Source organism: Roseateles sp. P1_C6 (genome assembly GCF_056406315.1).
In genome coordinates, this window is sequence record NZ_JBFUAK010000011.1 from 125,579 (window position 1) to 144,861 (window position 19,283).

Below are 19,283 nucleotides of genomic sequence, written 5' to 3' on the forward strand. Positions count from 1 at the left end.
ACGAGCGGTGTCGCCTGGATCAGGGTCGCAGCACGAGCCGGTGCGAGGTTTCGCCGGGCAGGAAGGGCACAGGTTCGCCGGCCAGCCAGGCGGCGTGGTCGGCACGGTAGAAGGGGGACAGCGGGTGGCCGCTCTGGCCGCCGGGGATGACCAGGATGCCGCGTTCCTCGTGGCCCGGCGAGACAACCATGCGCTCGCTCTGGCCGTGGCCGTGGTTGTGCACGCGCGGCATGTGGCTGTCACCGGCCATGCCCTGGGAGGCCTGGTCCAGCCAGGCGGCCAGCGGCGGCACGGCGGCGCTCAGCGGGTGGCGCATGCTGGTCGGGTTGTCGGCGCCCCAGGTTGCGGCGGCGAGGCTGCCGTGCTGCTCGACCAGTGCCTTGCGGCTGTCCAGCACGGCGCGCTGCAGCAGCTCGGGCCAGCTCTTGAAGGCTGCCGGCAGCGTGTCCGGCCGCGCGGTCTGGATCAGCGCCCAGCCGGGCGTCTCGGGCACCATCTTCAGGTCGCGCAGCTTCAGGCCGTTGGCCTCCAGCAGGCCGGCCAGCGGCGCAAAGATGGCTTTCAGCGTCTGCTCGCGGAAGGCGCGCACCAGCAGATAGCCGACGGCATCGGGTCGCGCGGCGTCGGCGCTCTTGTCGACCTCGGCGCGATAGTCGGCCAGGCCGTTGGCGGCGACGAAGTCGGGCGTCAGCACCTGCTCCAGCAACAGCTGGCGCCAGCGCTGCAGGAAGAGCGCGCGGTGATCGAGCTGGATGGCGTGCAGGCCGGCTTCATCGAACTTGTCCTGCGCGCGCAGGCCGTCGCGGATCTGCATGCCGCGCGCACCCAGGTCCCAGCCGCCGTTGCCGACGAGCTTCATCGCATCGCCGCCGATCATGCGTGCGTTGGCGGTCCACAGGCGCCCGTCGGGCGGGTCCACGACCCGGGGCTGCTCGGCCGCGCCCAGGTAGCCCTGCCAGCGCGAGCGGCCGTCGCTCCAGTCCTGCGGCCGGTCGATGTCCTCGCCGCCCACGCGTTTGGGCATGGCGCCGATGACGGTCCAGGCGATGCGGCCCGTCGCGTCGGTCAGCAGCAGGTTCTGCGCCGGCATGCCGGCGCCGGCGGCGAGCCTGACGCCCTCCTCCACGGTCGCGGCCGTCTCCATGTGCATCAGCCGCAAATTCATGCCCTCGTGGTCATGTGCCACCCAGCGCAACGCGTAGGCCTGGCCGGCGGGCGCCTTCTGCGGCATCACCGGCCCCCACTCGCTTTCCAGCACGACATGGTCGACCGCGGCCTCGCCGGCGATCTCTATGCGCTCGACAGCGCGCTGCAAGGGCTTCTCGGCGCCACCGGCCAGGTAATGCGTGCCGGCCGCGTTGAGCTTGAGCGTGACGACGTCGGCCCAGTCCGAGGTCGTGTTCGTGAAGCCCCAGGCCACTCGGCCATTGCTGCCGACGACCAGCAGCGGCGCACCGGGCAACGTGACGCCGGCCAGGTCGTGGTTGCCGGCGGCGTCCTTCCAGGTCATGCGGGTCTTGAACCAGGTGCCGGGCACGCGCAGGCCCAGGTGCATGTCGTCGGCCAGGATGGCCCGCCCGTCGGCGCCATGGGCGGCGGCGACGGCGAAGTTGTTGCTGCCGATGTCGCGGGCGTCCTGCAGGCTGCAGTCGCTGCAGGCCGTCTTGGTGGCGCGCAGCGCTTCGGGCAGCGGGCTCGCGGGCAGCGGCACGGCGCTCACCCGGCTGTCGTCCAGCGCTGCCTGCCAGTCGGCGCTGTGCTGGTTCAGGAAGGCATACCAGTCGGCCGGCACGGCGTCATGCAGCAGGCCCATCGCGATGTCGTCGCGGCCTTGCGCGCCCTGCAGGTCCAGGTACATGCCGTAGGCGACCAGCACCGTGTCGGCGGCGACCCAGGGCTTGGGCGCCTGTCGCAGCAGCAGGTACTCGGGCGGCCGCGTGCCCAGCGCCGCCAGGCCGGCGTTGACGCCAGCCACGTAGGCGTCCAGCAGCGCGCGCTCGTCGCCCGGCATGGCGGCAATGCCCGTTTCAGCGCGATGGCGGAAGCGGTGCACGCGGCGCGCCTTGTCCAGCGGCAGGGCTTTGGCGCCGACCAGCGCCGACAGCTCGCCCGCGGCATTGCGGCGCATCAGGTCCATCTGGAAGAAGCGCTCCTGCGCATGCGCAAAGCCCAGGCCGCGCGCGACATCCAGGCGGTTCTCGGCCGTGACGGTCAGATAGCCGCGCGCATCGCGCTGCAATTCGGCCGGCGCGCTCAGCGCGGCGACGGCGCGTTCGCCGTCCAGCTGGGCCCGGCTGCCGCGCAGCAGCAGCCAGATCACGAGGGCCAGCAGCAGGACGAGCAGCAGCAGGCCGGTGAGGATGCGCTTGAGCCACTTCATCAGAAGGTCCCCGGGTAGCTGCCGCCGTCCAGGAGGATGTTCTGCCCGGTCAGGTAGCCGGCCTGGGCGCTGCACAGCATTGCGCAGATGGCGCCGAACTCGGCCGCGTTGCCGAAGCGCTGGGCCGGGATGGCCGCACGCCGCTTGGCGGCCAGCTCTTCGGCGCTGACGCCGGCCTTGGCGGCACCGGCCGCGAAGCCCTTCTTCAGCCGGTCGGTGTCGAAGGCGCCGGGCAGCAGGTTGTTGATCGTCACGTTGGCGCCGGCCAGCTTGGCCTGGCGGGCCACGCCGGCGACGAAGCCGGTCAGGCCCGAGCGCGCGCCGTTGGACAGGCCCAGCACGTCGATGGGCGCCTTCACGGCACCGGACGTGATGTTGACGATGCGCCCGAAGCCGCGCGCGGCCATGCCGTCCACGGTGGCCTTGATCAGTTCGATGGGCGCCAGCATGTTGGCGTCCAGCGCCGCGATCCACTGTGCACGGTCCCAGTCGCGGAAGTCCCCGGGCGGCGGGCCGCCGGCGTTGTTGACGAGGATGTCGACCTGCGGACAGGCGGCCAGCGCGGCGGCGCGGCCCTCGGGCGTCGCGATGTCGCCGATGACGGCCAGCACCTCGACGGCCGGGTTCATCGCCTTCAGCGCGGCCGCCGTCGACAGCAGATCGCTCTCGCCGCGCGCCGTGATGACGACATTGACGCCCTCGCCCACCAGCGCCTCGGCGCAGCCGCGCCCCAAGCCCTTGCTCGCGGCGCAGACGAGCGCCCAGCGGCCTTTCAGTCCAAGATCCATTTCAATCCCCCGGCCGCTGGCTGCGGCCATGCAGGGTGCATCATCGCGCGGCCGCAGCCGGCGTTGCGCGCGGGCTTACCGCCAGAACTTGCCGTCAGGGCCGACGATGGACACGTCGGTGAACTCCAGCCCGCCGTGCTCCTTGTCGGTGTAGTGCACCTGCAGGCCGCCCAGGTCGATGCGCGGGCCCTCCAGGGCCTTGACGAAGCTGTCGCGGCTGGGGTCCTTGCCGGCGCGCTTGAGCGTCTCGACGACCAGCTTGGCCGCGGCAAAGCCCTCCAGTTGCGCCGGCGTCAGCTCGCTGCGACCGGCCGCCTTGCTCAGGCCCAGCGCCTCGCGCACCAGCGGGTTGGACGTGGAGCGCTCGTACGGGAACAGCTGCGTGACGACGACGCCGCGGGCGTTCTCGCCCAGCGCCTTCACGAACTCGGCGGACGCGTTGTTGGACAGCGTCGCGACGTGGGCCGTCGAGCCGGCTGCGCGCAGCGCGTTGACGCCCTCGACGACGGCATAGCCGGGGCCGATCAGCACGACGGCCTCGATGCCGGCCTTGGCGATGGCCTGCATGGTCGGCGCCAGGTCGGGCTTGTTGCGGTCGAAGCGCAGGTGCGACAGCGCGCGCAGCTTCATGTCGTCCAGGCCCTTGATGGCGCCCTTGCCGGCGTCGTTGCCGAACGCGTCGTTGACCTGCACGATGGTGATGCGCTTGACGCCGATGCCGGCCAGGTGGCGGACCGCACGCTCGGCCTCCTTCTGGTAGCTGGCGCGCAGGTGGTAGACCCAGGGCTGCACCGGCTCATGCAGGCTGATGGCGCCGGTGGCCGGCGCGATCAGCGGCAGGCGGTTCTCCTTGAGCACCGGCAAGAGGGCCTCGGTCGGGCCGGTGCCGCGGCTGAGCATCAGCGCGAGCACGCCCTGGCTCGCCAGCGACTTGGCCTGCGCCACGGCCGTGGCGGGGTCGTACTTGTCGTCCTGCGTGACGAGCTCGATGTTCTGGCCCTTGAGGCCGCCCTGCGCATTGAACGAGTCAAAGTACAGGCGCGCGCCGTCGGCGCTCTCCTGAACCAGCCCGGCGACCGGCCCCGAAAACCCGGCGACCATGCCGATGCGCAACGTGCTCTGCGCCAATGCGACATCCATGCCGATGCAAGCAGCGAACATTGCCGCCAGGCCAACCCAACGCTTCACTGTTTTTCTCCAGGCCATGCGCCGCGGGGCGCGATCAGGCGGCGGATTGTGGGGCCAGCCCCCCCGCCCACAGCAGCCCCTCAGCCCCAGGAAAAACCCGAGCACACCGGGGTCGGGATGCGCATTTCGACCGCTTTTGCCGGGCCTACACTCGTGCCGCCTTTGCGCCCACCCATGCCGGACAGCCCCGCCCCGCCGCCGCCCGCGATCACCGCACCCCAGACGCAGCGCCAATTCGGCCTGCGGCGCGACTCGCTGACCTTCGCCGTCGTGCTGGCCCTGCTGCTGGGCCTGCTGCTGCCGACCACGGCCGTGCTGGTCTACGACGGCCAGAAGACGCGCCAGACCGCGATGGACGACCTCAAGCGCGACCTCGCGCGGGCCACCGAGGTGATGGCGCTGTCACTGGCCGAGCCGGTGTGGCAGGTGTCGCCCGATCTGGCCGACCCGATGGTCAAGGCGCAGATGGACGACCCGCGCTTCGTGTCCGTGCAGGTCATCGAGCCAGCGTCGCCGGCGCCTTTCCTGTCGCAGCGCCGCCCCGGCGAGCAGGCCGATGCCGACCTGATGCTGACCGAGACCCGCGCCATCCAGCGCGACGGCCGCGAGATCGCCAAGCTGACCGTCAGCATGAGCGCAGCGCCGCTGCTGCAGGCCAAGCAGGCCGAGGTCTGGCGCACCGTCTGGCGCAGCGGCCTGACGCTGACGCTGTCGCTGGTGCTGATGCTGTGGGTGCTGCAACGCTACGTGCTGCGCCCGATGACGGAGCTGACCGGTTCGGCCGAGGCGCTGGCGGCCGGGCGGCTGGAGCAGCCGCTGCATGTCAGCGGGGCCGATGAGATCGCACGCGTGGGCATGGCCATGGAGCGCATGCGCCAGGCGCTGCTGTCGGCCTTCGAGGCGCTGCGCCAGCACAACCTGAACCTGGAGGAGACGGTCGCGCAGCGCACCGCCGAACTGCGCGCCAGCAACGCCGAACTGTCCGACGCGCTGGAGACGCTGCAGACGGCGCAGCGCGAGCTGGTCGAGTCGGAGAAGCTGGCGTCGCTGGGCCGCCTGGTGGCGGGCGTGGCCCACGAGCTGAACACGCCGCTGGGCAATGCGCTGACCGTGGTGTCGGCGCTGGACGACCGCTACAAGCAGCTGGAGGCCATGCTGGCCGGCAGCGTGCAGATGCGGCGCAGCACGCTGGAGGAGCTGGCGCGCGACACGCGGCGCGGCCAGGACATCCTGCAGCGCAATGTGCAGAAGGCGGCCGACCTGGTGCGCGACTTCAAGCAGGTGGCGATCGACCAGACGGCCGACCTGCGGCGCGACTTCGATCTCGGCAAGGTCGTCGAGGACGTGCTGGTGATGGTCGAGCCCAGCTTCAAGCACACGCGCTTCGCCATCGAGACCGATCTCTGCCACGGCCTCATCATGAACAGTTACCCCGGTGCGCTGGGCCAGGTGCTGACCAACCTGTTGATGAATGCGCAGGTGCACGGCTTCGAGGGCCGCGAGCAGGGCCGCGTGACCGTGCACTGCGCGCCGCTGAACGACACCGAGGCGGAACTCAGCGTCGTCGACGATGGCCGCGGCATGGACGAGTCGGTGCGCAGGCGCATCTTCGACCCCTTCTTCACGACCAAGCTGGGCACCGGCGGCTCGGGCCTGGGCATGCACATCGTGCACAGCATCGTGACGAATGTGCTGGGCGGCCAGATCGAGGTGCGCTCCACGCCCGGAGAGGGCACGCAGATGCTGATGCGCCTGCCGCTGATGGCGCCTCAGCGCGCCACCGGCGAGGCTTCAGAGGCTCACTGAAGCCTCATTGCGAGGCAGCGGAAGCCGGCAGCGCGGCCGATGCGGCGGCGGTCGCGGCCTCGACGGCGGCGGACGCCGCGGGCTCATGCGCCGCGGTCACGTCATGCTTCTCGCCACCCATGTCGATGTTGCCGCCGCTCTTCATCAGGACGAAGAGTGCAAGCGCCGCAAAGGCGGCAAAACCCAGGACCAGCTTCCACATGACCATCACTCCATTGCGTTGAACTGGGGCGCATTCTGCGCACCCAGGCTGACGCTCAACTGAAGGCGAAGGACTCGCGGCCACCACGCCCGCTGCTGCAGCTCAGCTCGTGGGACAGCGTGGTGAAGTTGACGCGCAGCGCCGCCCATTCGCCGTGCTGCTGCCAGCGCAGGTGCAACTCATCGTCGCCACTGGGCAGCACGCTGAATTCGCCGCAGAAGGCCGGGTGGCGGTTGCGCAGCCGGATCAGCTCGATGAGGCGGCGCACGACGGGGCGCTCGCAGTCGCGCGCGATCTCGGCCTCGCCGTAGAAGTGGCGGTTGATGTCGCGGCCGACCTGGCTGCGCGCCAGCAGGTCCATGTCGTTGTGGCCGGCCAGCAGGCCGACGTAGTAGACCTGCGGCACGCCGGGCAGGAAGAACTGGAGGGCACGGGCCAGCAGATAGGCCGTCTCGTCGCGGCCCATCGCATCGAAGAAGGTGCAGTTGACCTGGTACAGGTCCAGGTTGCTGGCTGCCGCACCGGTGGCCTGGCGGCTCTGGCCCTGGCTGGCCGCGTGGATGCGGTCCACCAGCGCGTCCAGTTCCTCCGGCGGCACCAGGCCGGGGTGGGCCGCGCGGTCGCCGGCATCGGCGCCAATGTCGATGATGCCGATGCCGTCATGCGTGTCGAGCACGGTCAGCGCATTCGTCGGCCGGATCGCAATCCAGCGCTTCAGCGCTGCGGCGGTGTGAAAGCTGAACGCGTGCAGCACCAGCGGCGGCAGCGCGAAGTCGTAGACCCAGTCGACGCGGGATGCGATCTCGATCTGGCGCTGGAAGTAGGCATGGATCTCGACGAGCACTTCGATGCCCAGCGCCCTGGCCTCCGCCGCGAACTCGGCGATGAAATCGAAGGTCTCCGGCATCATGAAGCAGCTCGCGCCGGCCTTCTTGATGGCGTAGCCCACGGCGTCCAGCCGCACCATGCGAATGCCGTTGGCGGCGAAGGTCTGCAGGATGCTGGCCAGGTAGGCGCGGCCCTGGGGATGGCGCACGGCGATGTCGATCTGCGCGGCCGTGAAGGTCGTCCACAGCGTGCGCCGCTCGCCGCACTGCAGCGTCATGTGGGTCAGCGGCAGGCCCGGGCGCGGCCGGTAGACGGCACGCAGGTCCTGCTCGCTGGCGCCGTTCGGGAACACCGCGTCCAGCGTCAGGAACAGGCCAGCATAGGCCGAGGCCTCCCCCTTGGCGGAATAGTCGAGGAACTGCGGCGACTCGCTGGACATGTGGTTGACGATCACGTCCGCCATCACGTCCAGGCGCTCGGTTAGGGCCTTGATGTCGGCCCAGCCGCCCAGGCGCGCATCCACCTGCGTGTGGTCGATGGGATCGAAGCCCGCGTCGGCGCCGTCGATGGCGTGGAAGAACGGCAGCAGGTGCACGCCACCGAACACGCCGGCCAGCGGCGCGCCGGGCCGGCACAGCAGGTCCGTCAACCGGCGCAAGTCGGCGCCGTCGCGCTGGCCGCCGAGGCGGTCGACATAGGTGATGAGCTGGACTTGGTTCTTCATGAGGACTTCTGTGGACTCACGCGCAGCACGCAGACGGCCGCGACGGCCAGCAGCACGCCGGCGAGGCGGATGACGTTCTCCGGGCGGCCGCCCAGCAGGCTGTCGTAGAACAAGGGCAAGGTCACGGCCTGGATCAGCATCGGGATGACGATGAACATGTTGAAGATGCCCATGTAGACCCCGGCGCGCTCCGGCGGGATGCTGCCGGCCAGCAGCACGTAGGGGTTGCCCATGACGGAACCCCAGGCCAGACCGATGCCGACCATGGGCAGCAAGAGCCAGGTCTTGTCGTGGATGCCGGGCAGCGCCCACATGCCGGCCGCCGCGCACGCGAGCGCGAAGGCATGCACCCATTTCGCGCCGAAGCGCTTCGTGAACGGCAGCATCGCGAAGGCGGCAACGAAGGCAACGGCGTTGTAGAAACCGCCCACCTGGCCGTTCAGCAGCGCCGCGTCGCGAAAGCCGCCGCTGTGCGGGTCGTCGGTGCCGAACATGGTCGCGGCCAGCGTCGGCACGATGTAGATCCAGTAGCACATCATTCCGTACCACTGGAACAGCGCCATCCACCACAGCCGCCGCATCGTCGCCGGCATGTCGCGCAGCGCGGCCCAGATCTCGCCCAGCGCCGCGCCAAAGCCATGCGGCAGCGCGCGCAACCGCGCCAGCTCGTCCGCCGGCAAGGGCAGCTCGGGCACCTTGCGGATGGACCACCACACGGTCGTGAACGACAGCAGCGCGCCGATGCCGAAGGCCAGCGTCGTGACGACCGGGATGCCGTTGCCCCCTAGCGCGTCCTTGTTCATGCCGAGGAAGACCAGCAGGCTGGGCGTCAGATAGGCCAGCGTCTGCGCCAGGCCCGTGAACGAGGCCTGAGTCAGGAAACCGCTGGCGTGCTGTTCCTCGCGCAGCCGGTCGCTGACGTAGGCGCGGTAGGGCTCCATCGTCACGTTGTTGGCCGCGTCCAGGATCCACAACAGGCCGGCCGCGAACCACAGCGCCGGGCTGAACGGCATCAGCAGCAGGCCCAGCGAACACAGCAGCGCGCCGACCAGGAAGTAAGGCGTGCGCCGACCCAGCCGGTGCGTCGTGCGGTCGCTCATCGCGCCGATGAAGGGCTGCACCAGCAGGCCGGTGATGGGCCCGGCCAGCCACAGATAAGGCAGGTCCTTGCCCTCGGCGCCCAGCATCTGGTAGATCGGGCTCATGTTGGCCTGCTGCAGGCCGAAGCTGAACTGGATGCCGAGGAAGCCGACATTCATGTTCACGATCTGCGTGACGGACAGGTGGGGCTTGTTCATCTCGTGTCCTCCGCCGGCAGCGCATGCAGGGCCTCGCGCCAAACCGCCAGCGCCGAAGGGTCCAACGGCAGCGGGCCGCGCACGCCGCAGATCATCGCGGCATAGCGGTTGGCCAGGCCCAGCGCCGCGCCCAACTCGCGGCCCAGCGACAAGCCAGCCAGCAGCATGGCCGTGAAGCCGTCACCCGCGCCCACGCTGTCGACAAAGGCCGGCTGTGCCACGCCCTCCCCGACCGCCAGCACCTGCCCCTGGTCGCCGTGCAGCGCATAGCCCGCCGCCCCACGCGTCAGCACCAGCCCCTGCAACGCGAAGCGCGCCATCAGCGCCGGCAGCGTCGGCTCGAACCAGGCGAGCAGGCAGCCGAGTTCGTCCTCGTTGAGCTTGACCCAGTCGGCCAGCATCAGCGCTTCAGCGGCCAGCTCCGGCGTGTCAGTGCCGGGGCGCAGGTTCAGGTCCAGCAGGCGTGGGCCCGGCGCGCGTTTGACGGCGGCGCGGATGGCCGCACGCGAGGCGCGGTGACGCTGCGCGAGGCTGCCGAAGTAGAGGATGCCAGCCTCCACGGCGGCGGGCGCTTCGAGATGATCCCAGGCCGCGTCGGCGTGGATCTCGAAATGGTGGCCGCCCGCATCTTCATGCACGCTGACGCGGCCGGTGGCGTGCGTCGCGTCGCGCTGGATGCCGTCCGCCGCGAGGCCGAAGCGCGCGGCGCTGTCCAGCACGAGGCGGCCGGCTGCATCGTCCGCGCCGATGCGGCTGACGAAGCGCACCGGCACGCCGAGTGCCGCCAGCGAGCGCGCCACGTTGAACGGCGCGCCGCCGGCGACGGGGCCGTCATGGAACTCGTCCACGAGGGCTTCGCCGAGCACGAGGATGGGCGTGGCGGCCATGGCTTCAGAAGCTGTAGCGCAGCGAGGCCTTGACCGTGCGGCCCGTGTAGGCCCGCGCGGCGCCGCGGCCATCATTGCTCTCGGTGTAGGCCAGCTCGTTGAAAAGGTTGTTGGCCGCCAGCGAGAGCGTCGCGCGGTCGGTCAGCGCATAACTGGCGAACGCGTTGACGACGGTGTACGCCGGCAGCGTGATGGTCAGCGGGCCCGTCGGGCCGTCGTCCAGGCTCTTGGTCGTGCCGACGATGCCGACACCGACCGTCAGCGCATCGCCGACGTTGACCGTCGGCGTGAGCTGGTAGACCACCTTGGCTTGGCGCTTGGGCGCCCGGCCGTCCGCCTGCTTGGCATCCGTGTAGGTCAAGCCGCCCAGCAGGGTGACGAGACCGAAGCGGGCCGAGCCCTCCAGCTCCAGGCCGTTGCTGCGATAGCGGTTGGCCTTGGCGACGATGGGGCTGGTGGTCACGTCGACGTTGACCTCGTCGGTCTTGGCATGGAACAGCGTCGCGAACAGGCTCATGCCGCCACCGCGGATCTTCACGCCCACTTCGGCCTGCTTGACCTGGTTGGTCGGGATGGTCGGGCTCTTGCCGTTGACGAGGTTGGGGTTGTTGAAGAAGGTGATGCGGTCGGCGTTGTAGGCGGCGCCGTCGGAGTAGCGGGCGAACACCGACAAGTCCTTGCTCAGCGCGTAGTTGCCGCCCAGCGAATAGGACGTGCGACCGAAGTCGTAGTCGATGGCGTTGGGCTTGGTCAGGTCATAGCTGACGCCGGCGGTGGATTGGTAGTAGGCGCCGCTGGCCTTCTGGTTGTCGCGACGCATGCCGATGTCGGCCGACAGCGCGCCGGACTCCAGGTTGAGCACGACATAGGGCGCAGTGGTCGTGTACTTGCTGTCCTGCGTGTTGCTGCAGCAGCCGCCGAAGCCGGGCGAGCCGTTGACGACGCCGGGCACGTTCAGCACGCGGGCGCCCTCGCCGTCGGCCGACAGCGAGTACTGGTTGAAGTTCCACGTCAGGTCCAGCTTCTGCACGGAGGCGTAGAGACCGGCCACCGCGCTGACCCTGGCGCCACCGCCGAGCTCGAAGTCACGCGAGAACTTCAGGTCGTTGGCCATCAGGCCGACGTTGTCGACCTTGGTGTTGAAGACGACGGCGGTGAACTTGTCGCCCGCGTAGGCCTTGCCCGCGTCGGGGCCGGTCGCGATGGTCGTGCCGGCCGGCGCGGCAGCCACGTCGTCGCCGGGGAAGATGCCGATGAAGCGGCCCGAGTTGCGGCTCCACGAGAACTTGTTCTGCAGGCGAAAGCCGCCGCCGGCGTCGAGGTCGACGTCGGCGCCGAAGGCATCGCTCTTGGCCGCCAGACCGTCGCGGATGTTGCTGGTGGCGCGGCCGTTGGTGTTGGTCAGCGTGTTGTCCAGCGGCCAGGCGGCGTCGTAGAAGGCCGTGCGGCGCGGGTCCAGGCCCGGGAGCTGCTGGATGCTGCCACCGACGTACTTGACCGGCGTGGGCATGAACGTCGGGCTGTGATCGTCCAGGTGCTTGAAGCTGAAGCGCACATGGCTCTTGCCCGCCAGCTCGAAGGTGACGTTGCCGCGCACCTGACCGCCTTTCTCGGTGCCGTCGGCGCCTTTGCGGCCGCCGTCGCCGACGCGGTAGAAGCCGCCGATGAAGAAGCGCGTCTTGGGCGCCAGACGGCCGCCGTAGCCGATGTCGACACGGGTCTGGTCGAAGTCCAGGCCCTGGGTCAGCTGGATGCTGCCGCCCGGCTCCAGGCCGGTCTTGCTGATGAAGTTGATGATGCCGCCCGGCGCGCCGGTGGCCAGCAGCGCGGCCGAGCCGCCGCGCACGACCTCCAGCCGCTCGAAGCCGGCATCGGCGCGCAGCCAGGTGTCGGGCGTCGCGAACGCAATGTCGCCGAACTGCAGCACCGGCAGGCCGTCTTCCTGGAACTGGATGTAGCGTGCGCCGCCGGCCGAGACGGGGATGCCGCGCACGGCGACGTTGGCGTTGGACTCGCCGCCGCTGGCCTCGGCGCGGATGCCGGGCACGGCGCGCAGCACGTCGGTGGCGCTGGCCGCCGTGACGGCCGTGACGCCCTCGTTTTCGATGGTCGAGATGGCGACGCTGGAGCGCATCTTGGACTTGGCCGACGAGCTGCCGGTGACGACGACCGCGTCGAGCTTGAGGCCGTCGCCTGTGTCGGCCGCAGCTTGCTGGGCCTGCGCATGGGCGGCCAGCAGCGCGAGCGCCACGGCGGCGGCGAGCGGATGCACGCAGGGGCTGCGGCGCGAACGCACGGCGTTCGGATGGGGGTTGAGGCGGGGCATGGTGTCTCCTGGTTGTCGGTGTGCAAACGCCTTCTGCGAGGCGGGTCGGCACCGGCGCCGCAAGGCGCTTCGGTCCGTGCCGTCATTCTGCGGGCATCCGACTTGTTTTGCAATCGATTGCAATGTAGTGGAAACACGTATTTTTCGGCGTCATTCGCGAAATCGTCTGACTAAATGGAAACGATAGGCACAACCGACTGAAAGCCAGCCCGGCCCGCCATCAGGCAGGCCAGCGCACGCTCAACGTGCCGCGTCGGGGGCGCTTTCGCGCAGCTTCAGGTAGACCGGCAGCGTGCGCGGGCCGCAGCGATCGCCGCGCAACTGGCCCAGCAGCGCCTCGACCAGCTCGGCGCCCGCCTCCGCCACCGGCTGGTGCACGGTCGTCAGCGGCGGGTCGCAGTAGGCCGCCAGCGGCATGTCGTCGTAGCCGATGACGGCCACGTCCTCCGGCACGCTGCGGCCGACCGCTCGCAAGGCCTGGATGGTCAGCAGGGCGAGCACGTCGCTGCAGCAGACGACCGCGTCGAAGTCGCGACGCGACGCGCAGAAGTCGCGCAGCACGCCGGTCGCCACGCCAGGCTCGAAGGGAGCGGCCAGCTCCAGCGCCGGGTCCACGGCCAGGCCTGCGTCGCGCAGCGCCTGCGCATAGCCCTGGCGGCGCAACCAAACCTCGGGCAGCTTGGCGTCCCCAACGAAGGCGATGCGTTGGCGGTCCAGCTGCTGCAGGTGGCGTGCGGCCAGCGTGCCGCCCAGCACGTTGTCGCCGCCGACGCTGCAGTAGAGCTGCTGCGGCATCTCGCCGCCCCAGACGACCAGCGGCAGCTTGCGTGCGGCCATCTCGTTGAGCTGGTCGTGATGGCGCCATTGGCCGATCAGCACGACGCCGATCGCCTTGCCGGAATCGAACCAGTGCGAGGCCAGGTCCAGACGCTCGGCATCCACGCGCGACAGCAGCATGTCGTAGCCACGGTCGGTCAGCGCGTCGGCGATGGAGCCGACGATGGACAGGAAGAAGGGGTCGGAGATGTGCTGGCGCGACTTGGCGTCGTAGGGCACGACGACGGCGACTGTCTTGTTCTCCTGAAGGCGCAGGCTGCGCGCGCCGAAGTTGATCGAGTAGTTCAGCGAACGGGCCAGCTCGGCGACGCGCTGACGGGTCTCGGCGTTGACGAGTTCACTGCCGTTCAGCGCCCGGGACACCGTGGACACGGACACGCCGGCCAGCCGCGCGATGTCCACCATCTGCAGCCGCCGCTGCTCGCTGGCATTGCCGGTCGCGGGATCGACGGATTCTTTGGGTTTGGACATTCGCGGCATCCTCGCAGGGCGGACCGCAATCGACAAGCAGAGGCAATCCCGGGCAAAGAAAAAGGCCGGCATGCGCCGGCCTTTTGTACTTCTCAGGCCATGCGGCTTGCAAGCCGCATGGCTCTCTCGGTCCGCGTTCAGTCCCGGGCGTAGATGTCCACGTCCTTGGTCTCGCGCACGAACAGCACGCCGATGACGAAGGTCGCCGCCGCGATGACGATGGGGTACCACAGGCCGTGATAGATGTTGCCGTTCTGCGCCACCATCGCGAAGGTGATCGAGGGCAGCATGCCGCCGAACCAGCCGTTGCCGATGTGGTACGGCAGGCTCATCGAGGTGTAGCGGATGCGGGTCGGGAACATCTCCACCAGCATGGCCGCGATCGGGCCGTAGACCATCGTCACGTACAGCACCAGGATGAACAGGATGCCGATGACCATGGGGACATTGGCCTTGGCCATGTCCGCCTTGGCCGGGTAGCCGGCGGCCTTCATCGCCTCGCCCAGTTCCTTCTTGAAGGCGGCGATGGCCTTGGTGCTGGCTTCGTCGAACTTGTGCTCGGTCAGCTTGGCCGCCGTGGGCACGGCGATTTCCTTCTCACCGACGCGCACGACGGTCGGCGCGCCCGCAGCGGCTTCGACGGTCTCGGAGCTGGCCGACGACTGGGCCAGTGCGCGCTTGGCGATGTCGCAGGCGCTGGTGAAGTCCACCTCACGTGCCAGCGGGCTGCCCTGGAAGGAGCAGGTGGCCATGTTCGTGGTCAGCGTGACCTTGGAGGTCTCCTGCGCCTTGGCCAGGTCGGGGTTGGCCGCCGCGGTCAGTGCCTTGAACAGCGGGAAGTAGGTGACCGCGGCGAGCAGCAGGCCGGCCATGATGATGGGCTTGCGGCCGATCTTGTCCGACAGCGTGCCGAAGATGACGAAGAACGGCGTGCCCAGCAGCAGCGAGATCGCGATCCAGATGTTGGCGCTGGCCTGATCGACCTTGAGCACCGACGTCAGGAAGAACAGCGCATAGAACTGACCCGAGTACCAGACCACGCCCTGACCGGCCACGAGGCCGAAGAGGGCCAGCAGCACGATCTTCAGGTTCTTCCACTGGCCGAAGGATTCGGACAGCGGCGCCTTGGAGGTCTTGCCCTCGGCCTTCATCTTCTGGAAGGCGGGCGATTCGTTCATGGACAGACGAATCCACACCGAGATGCCCAGCAGCAGGATGGAGACGATGAACGGAATGCGCCAGCCCCAGTCGCCGAAGTCCTTTTCACCCAGCGAGGTGCGGGTACCCAGGATGACCATCAGCGACAGGAACAGGCCCAGCGTCGCGGTCGTCTGGATCCACGACGTGTAGGCGCCGCGCTTGCCGTGCGGCGCGTGCTCGGCCACGTAGGTGGCTGCACCGCCGTACTCGCCGCCGAGTGCCAGGCCTTGCAGCAGGCGCAGGCCGATCAGGATCACCGGCGCCGCCGCGCCGATGGTCGCGTAGGTGGGCAGCACGCCGACGATGAACGTCGACAAGCCCATGATCAGGATGGTCACCAGGAAGGTGTACTTGCGGCCGATCATGTCGCCCAGGCGACCGAACACCAGCGCGCCGAAGGGGCGCACGATGAAGCCGGCGGCGAAGGCCATCAGCGACGCGATGAACGCGGCTTGCGGATCAAGGCCCGCGAAGAACTGCTTGGCGATGATGGGCGCCAGCGAGCCGTAGAGGTAGAAGTCGTACCACTCGAACACCGTGCCCAGCGAAGAGGCGAAGATGACCTTCTTCTCTTCGCGGGTCATCGGCGCCGAGGCCGTTTGAGTCGCAGTTGCCATAAAAGTCTCCGTCTGTGGTCGGGTCGCCCGAGCCGAGCTTCCCTTGCGCCGGACTATTGAGGCTGCCTCTGACCGTGTTCTGACGCGAGTCTGAATCGAGGCTGACAAACTCCGCAGGAACCCGGGGTCAGCATTTCTCAATGCGGGAATCCGGCGGCGTCGCGGGTAAGTCCCGAGTCCGGATGTCAGCGCGGGATTGACGTCAGGCGGCCTGTGCCGCCAGCACTGCGCCTAATGCTTGCGCGCGATGCCGGGCCGCGGCCGCGCAGCGCCTTCCCAGACGCCGCTGCGAAACCAGGGGTCACCGTCCAGCGCCGCGCGCACCATGGGCAGCGCGTCCTGGCCCCAGAACAGCCGCCCGTCCAGCTCGACGGTGGGCACGCCGAACACGCCCAGCGCCAGCGCGCCTTCAGTCTCGCTGCGCAAGCGCTGCTTGACGGCGTCGCCAGCCGGGTCGTGCACGGGCGCGAGGCGCTGGCTCAGCTCCGCCAGCCGCGCCGGGTCGCCCGCATCGGCCCCGGCACCGCGCCAGACATGGTGGAAAAGCTGCTCGACGACCCAGCGGCTGGGCGTGTCACCCGGCTGGCCCTCGGGCGCCGCGCAGGCCCAGCCCAGGCGCAGCAGCGGCAGCGGGTTGAAGGGGTGCTGGGCCGGTGGGTCCAGCACGACGCCCTGGCGATGCGCCAGCCACGCCACCTGGCGAAAGGTCCACTGCCGCTTGACCTCGATCTCGGCCGGCCCCTTCTGCCCCAGCGCCTGCAGCAGCGCAGCGAACAGGATGGGCTTGTAGACCACCTCGACGCTGTGCCCCGCCAAGGCCTCGGGCAGGGCCTCGAAGCCCAGCGCCGCATAAGGCGAGATCGGGTCGAAGTAGAAGGTCAGCTGCTTCATCGGTCCTGTTCCTCGCTGTGCGGCCAGGGGCCCAGCCAGAGGCCGTGGCGGTGCAACTCGACACGGCGCTCGGGCAGCTGGTCGAGGACATGGCGCTGCACGGTCTCGGGCGCCCCGCCCCAGCCCGCGATCTCGTTGATGCTGCGCCCGCAGCCACGGCACCAGCCGCTGGCCGCGTCCATCTGGCAGACATTGACGCAGGGTGAAATGACCGGCGTTCTCATGCCTGCACGACGTCAATGACCGGCGCACCCGTGAGCCGCTCCAGCTCGGCTGGGGTCAGCTTGAACACGCCGTTCGGATGCCCGGCCGCGGCCCAGATGATGTCGAAGCGGAACAGCTCGCGGTCGATGAAGAGCTGCGGCGGCGGCGCCCCGTCGCTGGGAGCGAAGCCGGCGGGCGACACGCCACCGATGGAGAAGCCGGTGCGGGCCTTGACGAAGTCGGCGTCCGCGCGGCCCATCGGCCCGGTGTGCGGCTTGAGCTTGCCCTCGTCGACACGCTTGTCGCCGGACGTGATGACCAGCACGGCCGCGTCGTCGGCCTTGCGGCGGAACACGACGGACTTGGCGATCTGCCCCAGCGTCACGCCCAGGGCGTCGGCCGCCTCCTGGGCCGTGCGGGCGGCAACGTCCAGCCACAGCGGCCGGTGCGGGTGGGCCAGGGCCGCCAGCGCGGCACTGACGCGCTGGAAGCCTTCGGGTCGGGAATCGGTGTCGAGAGCCATGACCGCAATTGTGTCGCGGTCACGGGCCCCAGCGCACTCAGTCGCGGTCCTTGCCCTTGCCGTGACCATGGCCCTTGCCATGCCCCTTGTCCTTGCCCTTGCCGCGGTCGTCGCCCTGGTCGTAGTTCTGCGGCTGCGGCCGCTCGTAGCGATCGTGATACCACTCCTCGCGCACGAAATAGACCGGCACGCCACAGGCGTTGTAGCGTGCGCAGTGCTTGCTCCAGTTCTTCTGGTGGCCGGGCGGCACGCGCATGTAGACGGGCTCCACGTGCACGGGCCGGCGCTGCACCCAGACGGGCTGGGCCAGCACGACCGGCGGCGGTGCGACGTTGCCAATGTCGATGCGACCGTAGAAGCCCGGCTGGCCGACCTGGACGGACACGCCCACGTCGGTGGCCTGCGCGGCCCCGGCGAGCAGCGTCGCCGTCAGGGCAAGGATGATCTTCTTCATGGTGTCTCCTTCGTGGTGATCAGGCATCGGCCAGTGTGAACTCAAAATCGTAGAAATGCTGATGGCCCTCGACACGAATGTTCATGCGGCCACTGAGGCCCGCCAGCGCGCCGGTACCCGAGTCCGGCACGACGGCAATGACCAGGCTGGGCTGGCCGCGGTTCATCTGGCCGTGGTGCACGAGGGCGAAGCTGCCGGCGCGGCCTTGCAGCGTGCCGGTCACCGTCTCCAGCGCCACATAGGCCGCCGAGCCGGCGACGCTGCCGTGCGTGGCCAGCATCTGGCCGGCACCGCGGGCTTCGAGGGTACCGTGGTACTGCTTGTCCAGCAGCATGCGGCCGATGGCGGGGCTGTCGCCCTGCGCGTCCTGGGCCGTCATGCCCACGCTGAATTCACCGCTGATCGTCGTCATCGCCGTTCTCCTTGGGGCCGCCGCGGCCCGTCAGCACCGATTCGACCATGGGCCGGGGCAGCGCGGCCAGCGGCGTGTACAGCGGGTTGGCCACGCGCACGGGCACCACGTCGACCAGGGCCTGCAGCACCGTGTAGGCCTCGCCGCCCGGCGTCGCGCTGCACCAGCCGACCAGACCCGGGCCACGGTGCAAAAGGAATTCGAAGCCGAGATCGGGTGCCGGGTCGGCGGAGCGCGGATTGGCACGGTAGGCCAGGCCGCGCACTTCGGGCACCGGGCCGTCCAGCAGTTGCGTCATCGCGCTGAGGATGCACCCGTCGCCGAGGATGTCGAGGAAATAGCGGTCGGACTGCAGACCCGGCTCGAAGCCGGGCGCGGCCGGGTCGATGCGCGGCTGGCGCAGCTTGCGCGCAGCGGGCGTCGTCACACCACTGGCGAGGTCGTGGCGGTCGCCGTGGTCCAGGTAGGACAGCCGCGCGCCGCGCAGGTTGAACGCAGGCAACGTGGCGTCGCTGCTCGCGTCGGCCAGGTCCACCAGCACGGCGCCGCTGCCGCCGATGACCTCCAGCCGCGGGCCCTGGATGACGACGGCCGCGTTCTCGTCCACGCCCAGGCCGAGCCGGTAGCCCAGCGCCTGCATGGCCGGCAGCATGCGGCCGATACGGCCGCGGCGCAGGAAATGCTGGTCGACGAGCAGCTCAGGCCCGACGAAGCCAAAGCCATGGTCGTACTCCTGGCCGGCGCGCCACAGGCCTTTGAGCACGGCCAGGCTGTCCATCGCGTCGCGGAACATCAGGCGGCTCATGACAGCCGCGCCGGCGCTGGTGCCGGCGATGACGCCGCCGGCGTCAAACACTGCGCGGATGGCGCCCAGCATGGCCGTCGGCCGCCCCGCAGGCTGCAAGGTGTCGACGATGAGTTCCTGGGCGCCGCCGGAGAAGAACACGGCGCGCGACGCGGCCACGCGGGCAATCAGCACCGGGTCGTTCAGCGTCGCCTGTAGGTCGACGCCCGTGAGGTGCGGCGCCACGGGGATGTGCTCGGCCTGGGCACCGCAGCGCGACAAGGCCCCCACGATCTGCGCCGCGCTGCGCTCGGGGTCGGCCGCCGCCGTCGCGAACACCGCGATGCGCGCACCAGGCCCACCGGCTTCGTCGACGATGCGCTGCCAGACGGCGTCGCTGTCGGCTTTCAGCGCGCCGCCGATGACGATGACGGTGCCGGCTTGGGATGGGCTGGGCAAGATG

The 19,283-nt window shown here is 69.7% G+C and carries 17 protein-coding genes; 1 reads left to right on the forward strand and 16 read right to left on the reverse strand.

The genetic code is table 11. The features are described 5' to 3' along the window. Positions 1-19: 19 nt before the first annotated feature. The 3 genes from AC1D29_RS23270 to AC1D29_RS23280 form a co-directional block, all read right to left on the reverse strand. The gene (locus AC1D29_RS23270) at positions 20-2,380 is read right to left on the reverse strand and encodes a penicillin acylase family protein (RefSeq protein WP_477901921.1); all 2,361 of its coding nucleotides are present in this window, start codon (positions 2,378-2,380) and stop codon (positions 20-22) included. Next, positions 2,380-3,168 (reverse strand): SDR family NAD(P)-dependent oxidoreductase, encoded by a 789-nt coding sequence (locus tag AC1D29_RS23275; protein ID WP_477901923.1) that lies wholly within the window; start codon positions 3,166-3,168, stop codon positions 2,380-2,382. Before AC1D29_RS23275 ends, AC1D29_RS23270 begins: the two co-directional genes overlap by 1 nt. Before the next feature lie 75 nt (positions 3,169-3,243). Then, entirely contained in the window at positions 3,244-4,356 is a 1,113-nt protein-coding gene (locus tag AC1D29_RS23280; protein WP_477901925.1) for an ABC transporter substrate-binding protein, read from the reverse strand. Between the two features lie 174 nt (positions 4,357-4,530). Here AC1D29_RS23280 and AC1D29_RS23285 point away from each other — a divergent pair, with 174 nt between their 5' ends. Beyond that, positions 4,531-6,162 carry a sensor histidine kinase gene (locus AC1D29_RS23285; RefSeq protein WP_477901927.1) on the forward strand — a complete coding sequence of 544 codons (1,632 nt, stop codon included), beginning with the start codon at positions 4,531-4,533 and terminating at the stop codon, positions 6,160-6,162. 4 nt (positions 6,163-6,166) lie between these two features. On the opposite strand, the gene AC1D29_RS23290 is transcribed toward AC1D29_RS23285, so the two are convergent. The 13 genes from AC1D29_RS23290 to AC1D29_RS23350 all read right to left on the reverse strand — a co-directional run bounded on the left by AC1D29_RS23290 (position 6,167) and on the right by AC1D29_RS23350 (position 19,279). Next, on the reverse strand, positions 6,167-6,364 hold the full coding sequence (locus AC1D29_RS23290; protein WP_477901929.1) for a hypothetical protein: 198 nt from the start codon (positions 6,362-6,364) through the stop codon (positions 6,167-6,169). Between the two features lie 55 nt (positions 6,365-6,419). After that, on the reverse strand, positions 6,420-7,916 hold the full coding sequence (gene gtfA / locus AC1D29_RS23295) for a sucrose phosphorylase (protein ID WP_477901930.1): 1,497 nt from the start codon (positions 7,914-7,916) through the stop codon (positions 6,420-6,422). After that, the gene (locus tag AC1D29_RS23300; protein ID WP_477901931.1) at positions 7,913-9,214 is read right to left on the reverse strand and encodes an MFS transporter; all 1,302 of its coding nucleotides are present in this window, start codon (positions 9,212-9,214) and stop codon (positions 7,913-7,915) included. The genes gtfA and AC1D29_RS23300 overlap by 4 nt, the downstream gene beginning before the upstream one ends. Next, positions 9,211-10,101 (reverse strand): PfkB family carbohydrate kinase, encoded by an 891-nt coding sequence (locus AC1D29_RS23305; protein WP_477901932.1) that lies wholly within the window; start codon positions 10,099-10,101, stop codon positions 9,211-9,213. The genes AC1D29_RS23300 and AC1D29_RS23305 overlap by 4 nt, the downstream gene beginning before the upstream one ends. A 4-nt stretch (positions 10,102-10,105) precedes the next feature. Beyond that, entirely contained in the window at positions 10,106-12,427 is a 2,322-nt protein-coding gene (locus tag AC1D29_RS23310) for a TonB-dependent receptor (RefSeq protein ID WP_477901933.1), read from the reverse strand. Positions 12,428-12,667: 240 nt separating this feature from the next. Continuing rightward, on the reverse strand, positions 12,668-13,735 hold the full coding sequence (locus AC1D29_RS23315) for a LacI family DNA-binding transcriptional regulator (RefSeq protein ID WP_477901934.1): 1,068 nt from the start codon (positions 13,733-13,735) through the stop codon (positions 12,668-12,670). Between the two features lie 137 nt (positions 13,736-13,872). Then, entirely contained in the window at positions 13,873-15,552 is a 1,680-nt protein-coding gene (locus AC1D29_RS23320) for an MFS transporter (RefSeq protein WP_477901935.1), read from the reverse strand. A gap of 231 nt (positions 15,553-15,783) precedes the next feature. Then, a complete protein-coding gene (locus AC1D29_RS23325) occupies positions 15,784-16,443 on the reverse strand; it encodes a DsbA family protein (RefSeq protein WP_477901936.1) in 660 nt (219 codons plus the stop codon). Continuing rightward, entirely contained in the window at positions 16,440-16,667 is a 228-nt protein-coding gene (locus AC1D29_RS23330; protein ID WP_477901938.1) for a DUF1289 domain-containing protein, read from the reverse strand. Before AC1D29_RS23330 ends, AC1D29_RS23325 begins: the two co-directional genes overlap by 4 nt. Further along, positions 16,664-17,170, reverse strand: coding sequence for a YbaK/EbsC family protein (locus tag AC1D29_RS23335; RefSeq protein WP_477901940.1), 507 nt, complete (start codon positions 17,168-17,170; stop codon positions 16,664-16,666). The genes AC1D29_RS23330 and AC1D29_RS23335 overlap by 4 nt, the downstream gene beginning before the upstream one ends. 37 nt (positions 17,171-17,207) lie before the next feature. Continuing rightward, positions 17,208-17,624 carry a hypothetical protein gene (locus tag AC1D29_RS23340; protein WP_477901942.1) on the reverse strand — a complete coding sequence of 139 codons (417 nt, stop codon included), beginning with the start codon at positions 17,622-17,624 and terminating at the stop codon, positions 17,208-17,210. A 19-nt stretch (positions 17,625-17,643) separates the two neighbouring features. Continuing rightward, on the reverse strand, positions 17,644-18,036 hold the full coding sequence (locus AC1D29_RS23345; protein WP_477901944.1) for a DUF3224 domain-containing protein: 393 nt from the start codon (positions 18,034-18,036) through the stop codon (positions 17,644-17,646). Beyond that, positions 18,017-19,279 (reverse strand): cyanophycinase, encoded by a 1,263-nt coding sequence (locus AC1D29_RS23350; protein WP_477901946.1) that lies wholly within the window; start codon positions 19,277-19,279, stop codon positions 18,017-18,019. The genes AC1D29_RS23345 and AC1D29_RS23350 overlap by 20 nt, the downstream gene beginning before the upstream one ends. Between the last annotated feature and the right edge of the window lie 4 nt (positions 19,280-19,283).

Coding starts and splice junctions, on each gene's coding strand:
- AC1D29_RS23270 (WP_477901921.1), bottom strand. CDS start 2,380: ATGAAGTGGCTCAAGCGCATCCTCACCGGCCTGCTGCTGCTCGTCCTG.
- AC1D29_RS23275 (WP_477901923.1), bottom strand. CDS start 3,168: ATGGATCTTGGACTGAAAGGCCGCTGGGCGCTCGTCTGCGCCGCGAGC.
- AC1D29_RS23285 (WP_477901927.1), top strand. CDS start 4,531: ATGCCGGACAGCCCCGCCCCGCCGCCGCCCGCGATCACCGCACCCCAG.
- AC1D29_RS23290 (WP_477901929.1), bottom strand. CDS start 6,364: ATGTGGAAGCTGGTCCTGGGTTTTGCCGCCTTTGCGGCGCTTGCACTC.
- gtfA (WP_477901930.1), bottom strand. CDS start 7,916: ATGAAGAACCAAGTCCAGCTCATCACCTATGTCGACCGCCTCGGCGGC.
- AC1D29_RS23300 (WP_477901931.1), bottom strand. CDS start 9,214: ATGAACAAGCCCCACCTGTCCGTCACGCAGATCGTGAACATGAATGTC.
- AC1D29_RS23305 (WP_477901932.1), bottom strand. CDS start 10,101: ATGGCCGCCACGCCCATCCTCGTGCTCGGCGAAGCCCTCGTGGACGAG.
- AC1D29_RS23310 (WP_477901933.1), bottom strand. CDS start 12,427: ATGCCCCGCCTCAACCCCCATCCGAACGCCGTGCGTTCGCGCCGCAGC.
- AC1D29_RS23315 (WP_477901934.1), bottom strand. CDS start 13,735: ATGTCCAAACCCAAAGAATCCGTCGATCCCGCGACCGGCAATGCCAGC.
- AC1D29_RS23320 (WP_477901935.1), bottom strand. CDS start 15,552: ATGGCAACTGCGACTCAAACGGCCTCGGCGCCGATGACCCGCGAAGAG.
- AC1D29_RS23325 (WP_477901936.1), bottom strand. CDS start 16,443: ATGAAGCAGCTGACCTTCTACTTCGACCCGATCTCGCCTTATGCGGCG.
- AC1D29_RS23330 (WP_477901938.1), bottom strand. CDS start 16,667: ATGAGAACGCCGGTCATTTCACCCTGCGTCAATGTCTGCCAGATGGAC.
- AC1D29_RS23335 (WP_477901940.1), bottom strand. CDS start 17,170: ATGGCTCTCGACACCGATTCCCGACCCGAAGGCTTCCAGCGCGTCAGT.
- AC1D29_RS23340 (WP_477901942.1), bottom strand. CDS start 17,624: ATGAAGAAGATCATCCTTGCCCTGACGGCGACGCTGCTCGCCGGGGCC.
- AC1D29_RS23345 (WP_477901944.1), bottom strand. CDS start 18,036: ATGACGACGATCAGCGGTGAATTCAGCGTGGGCATGACGGCCCAGGAC.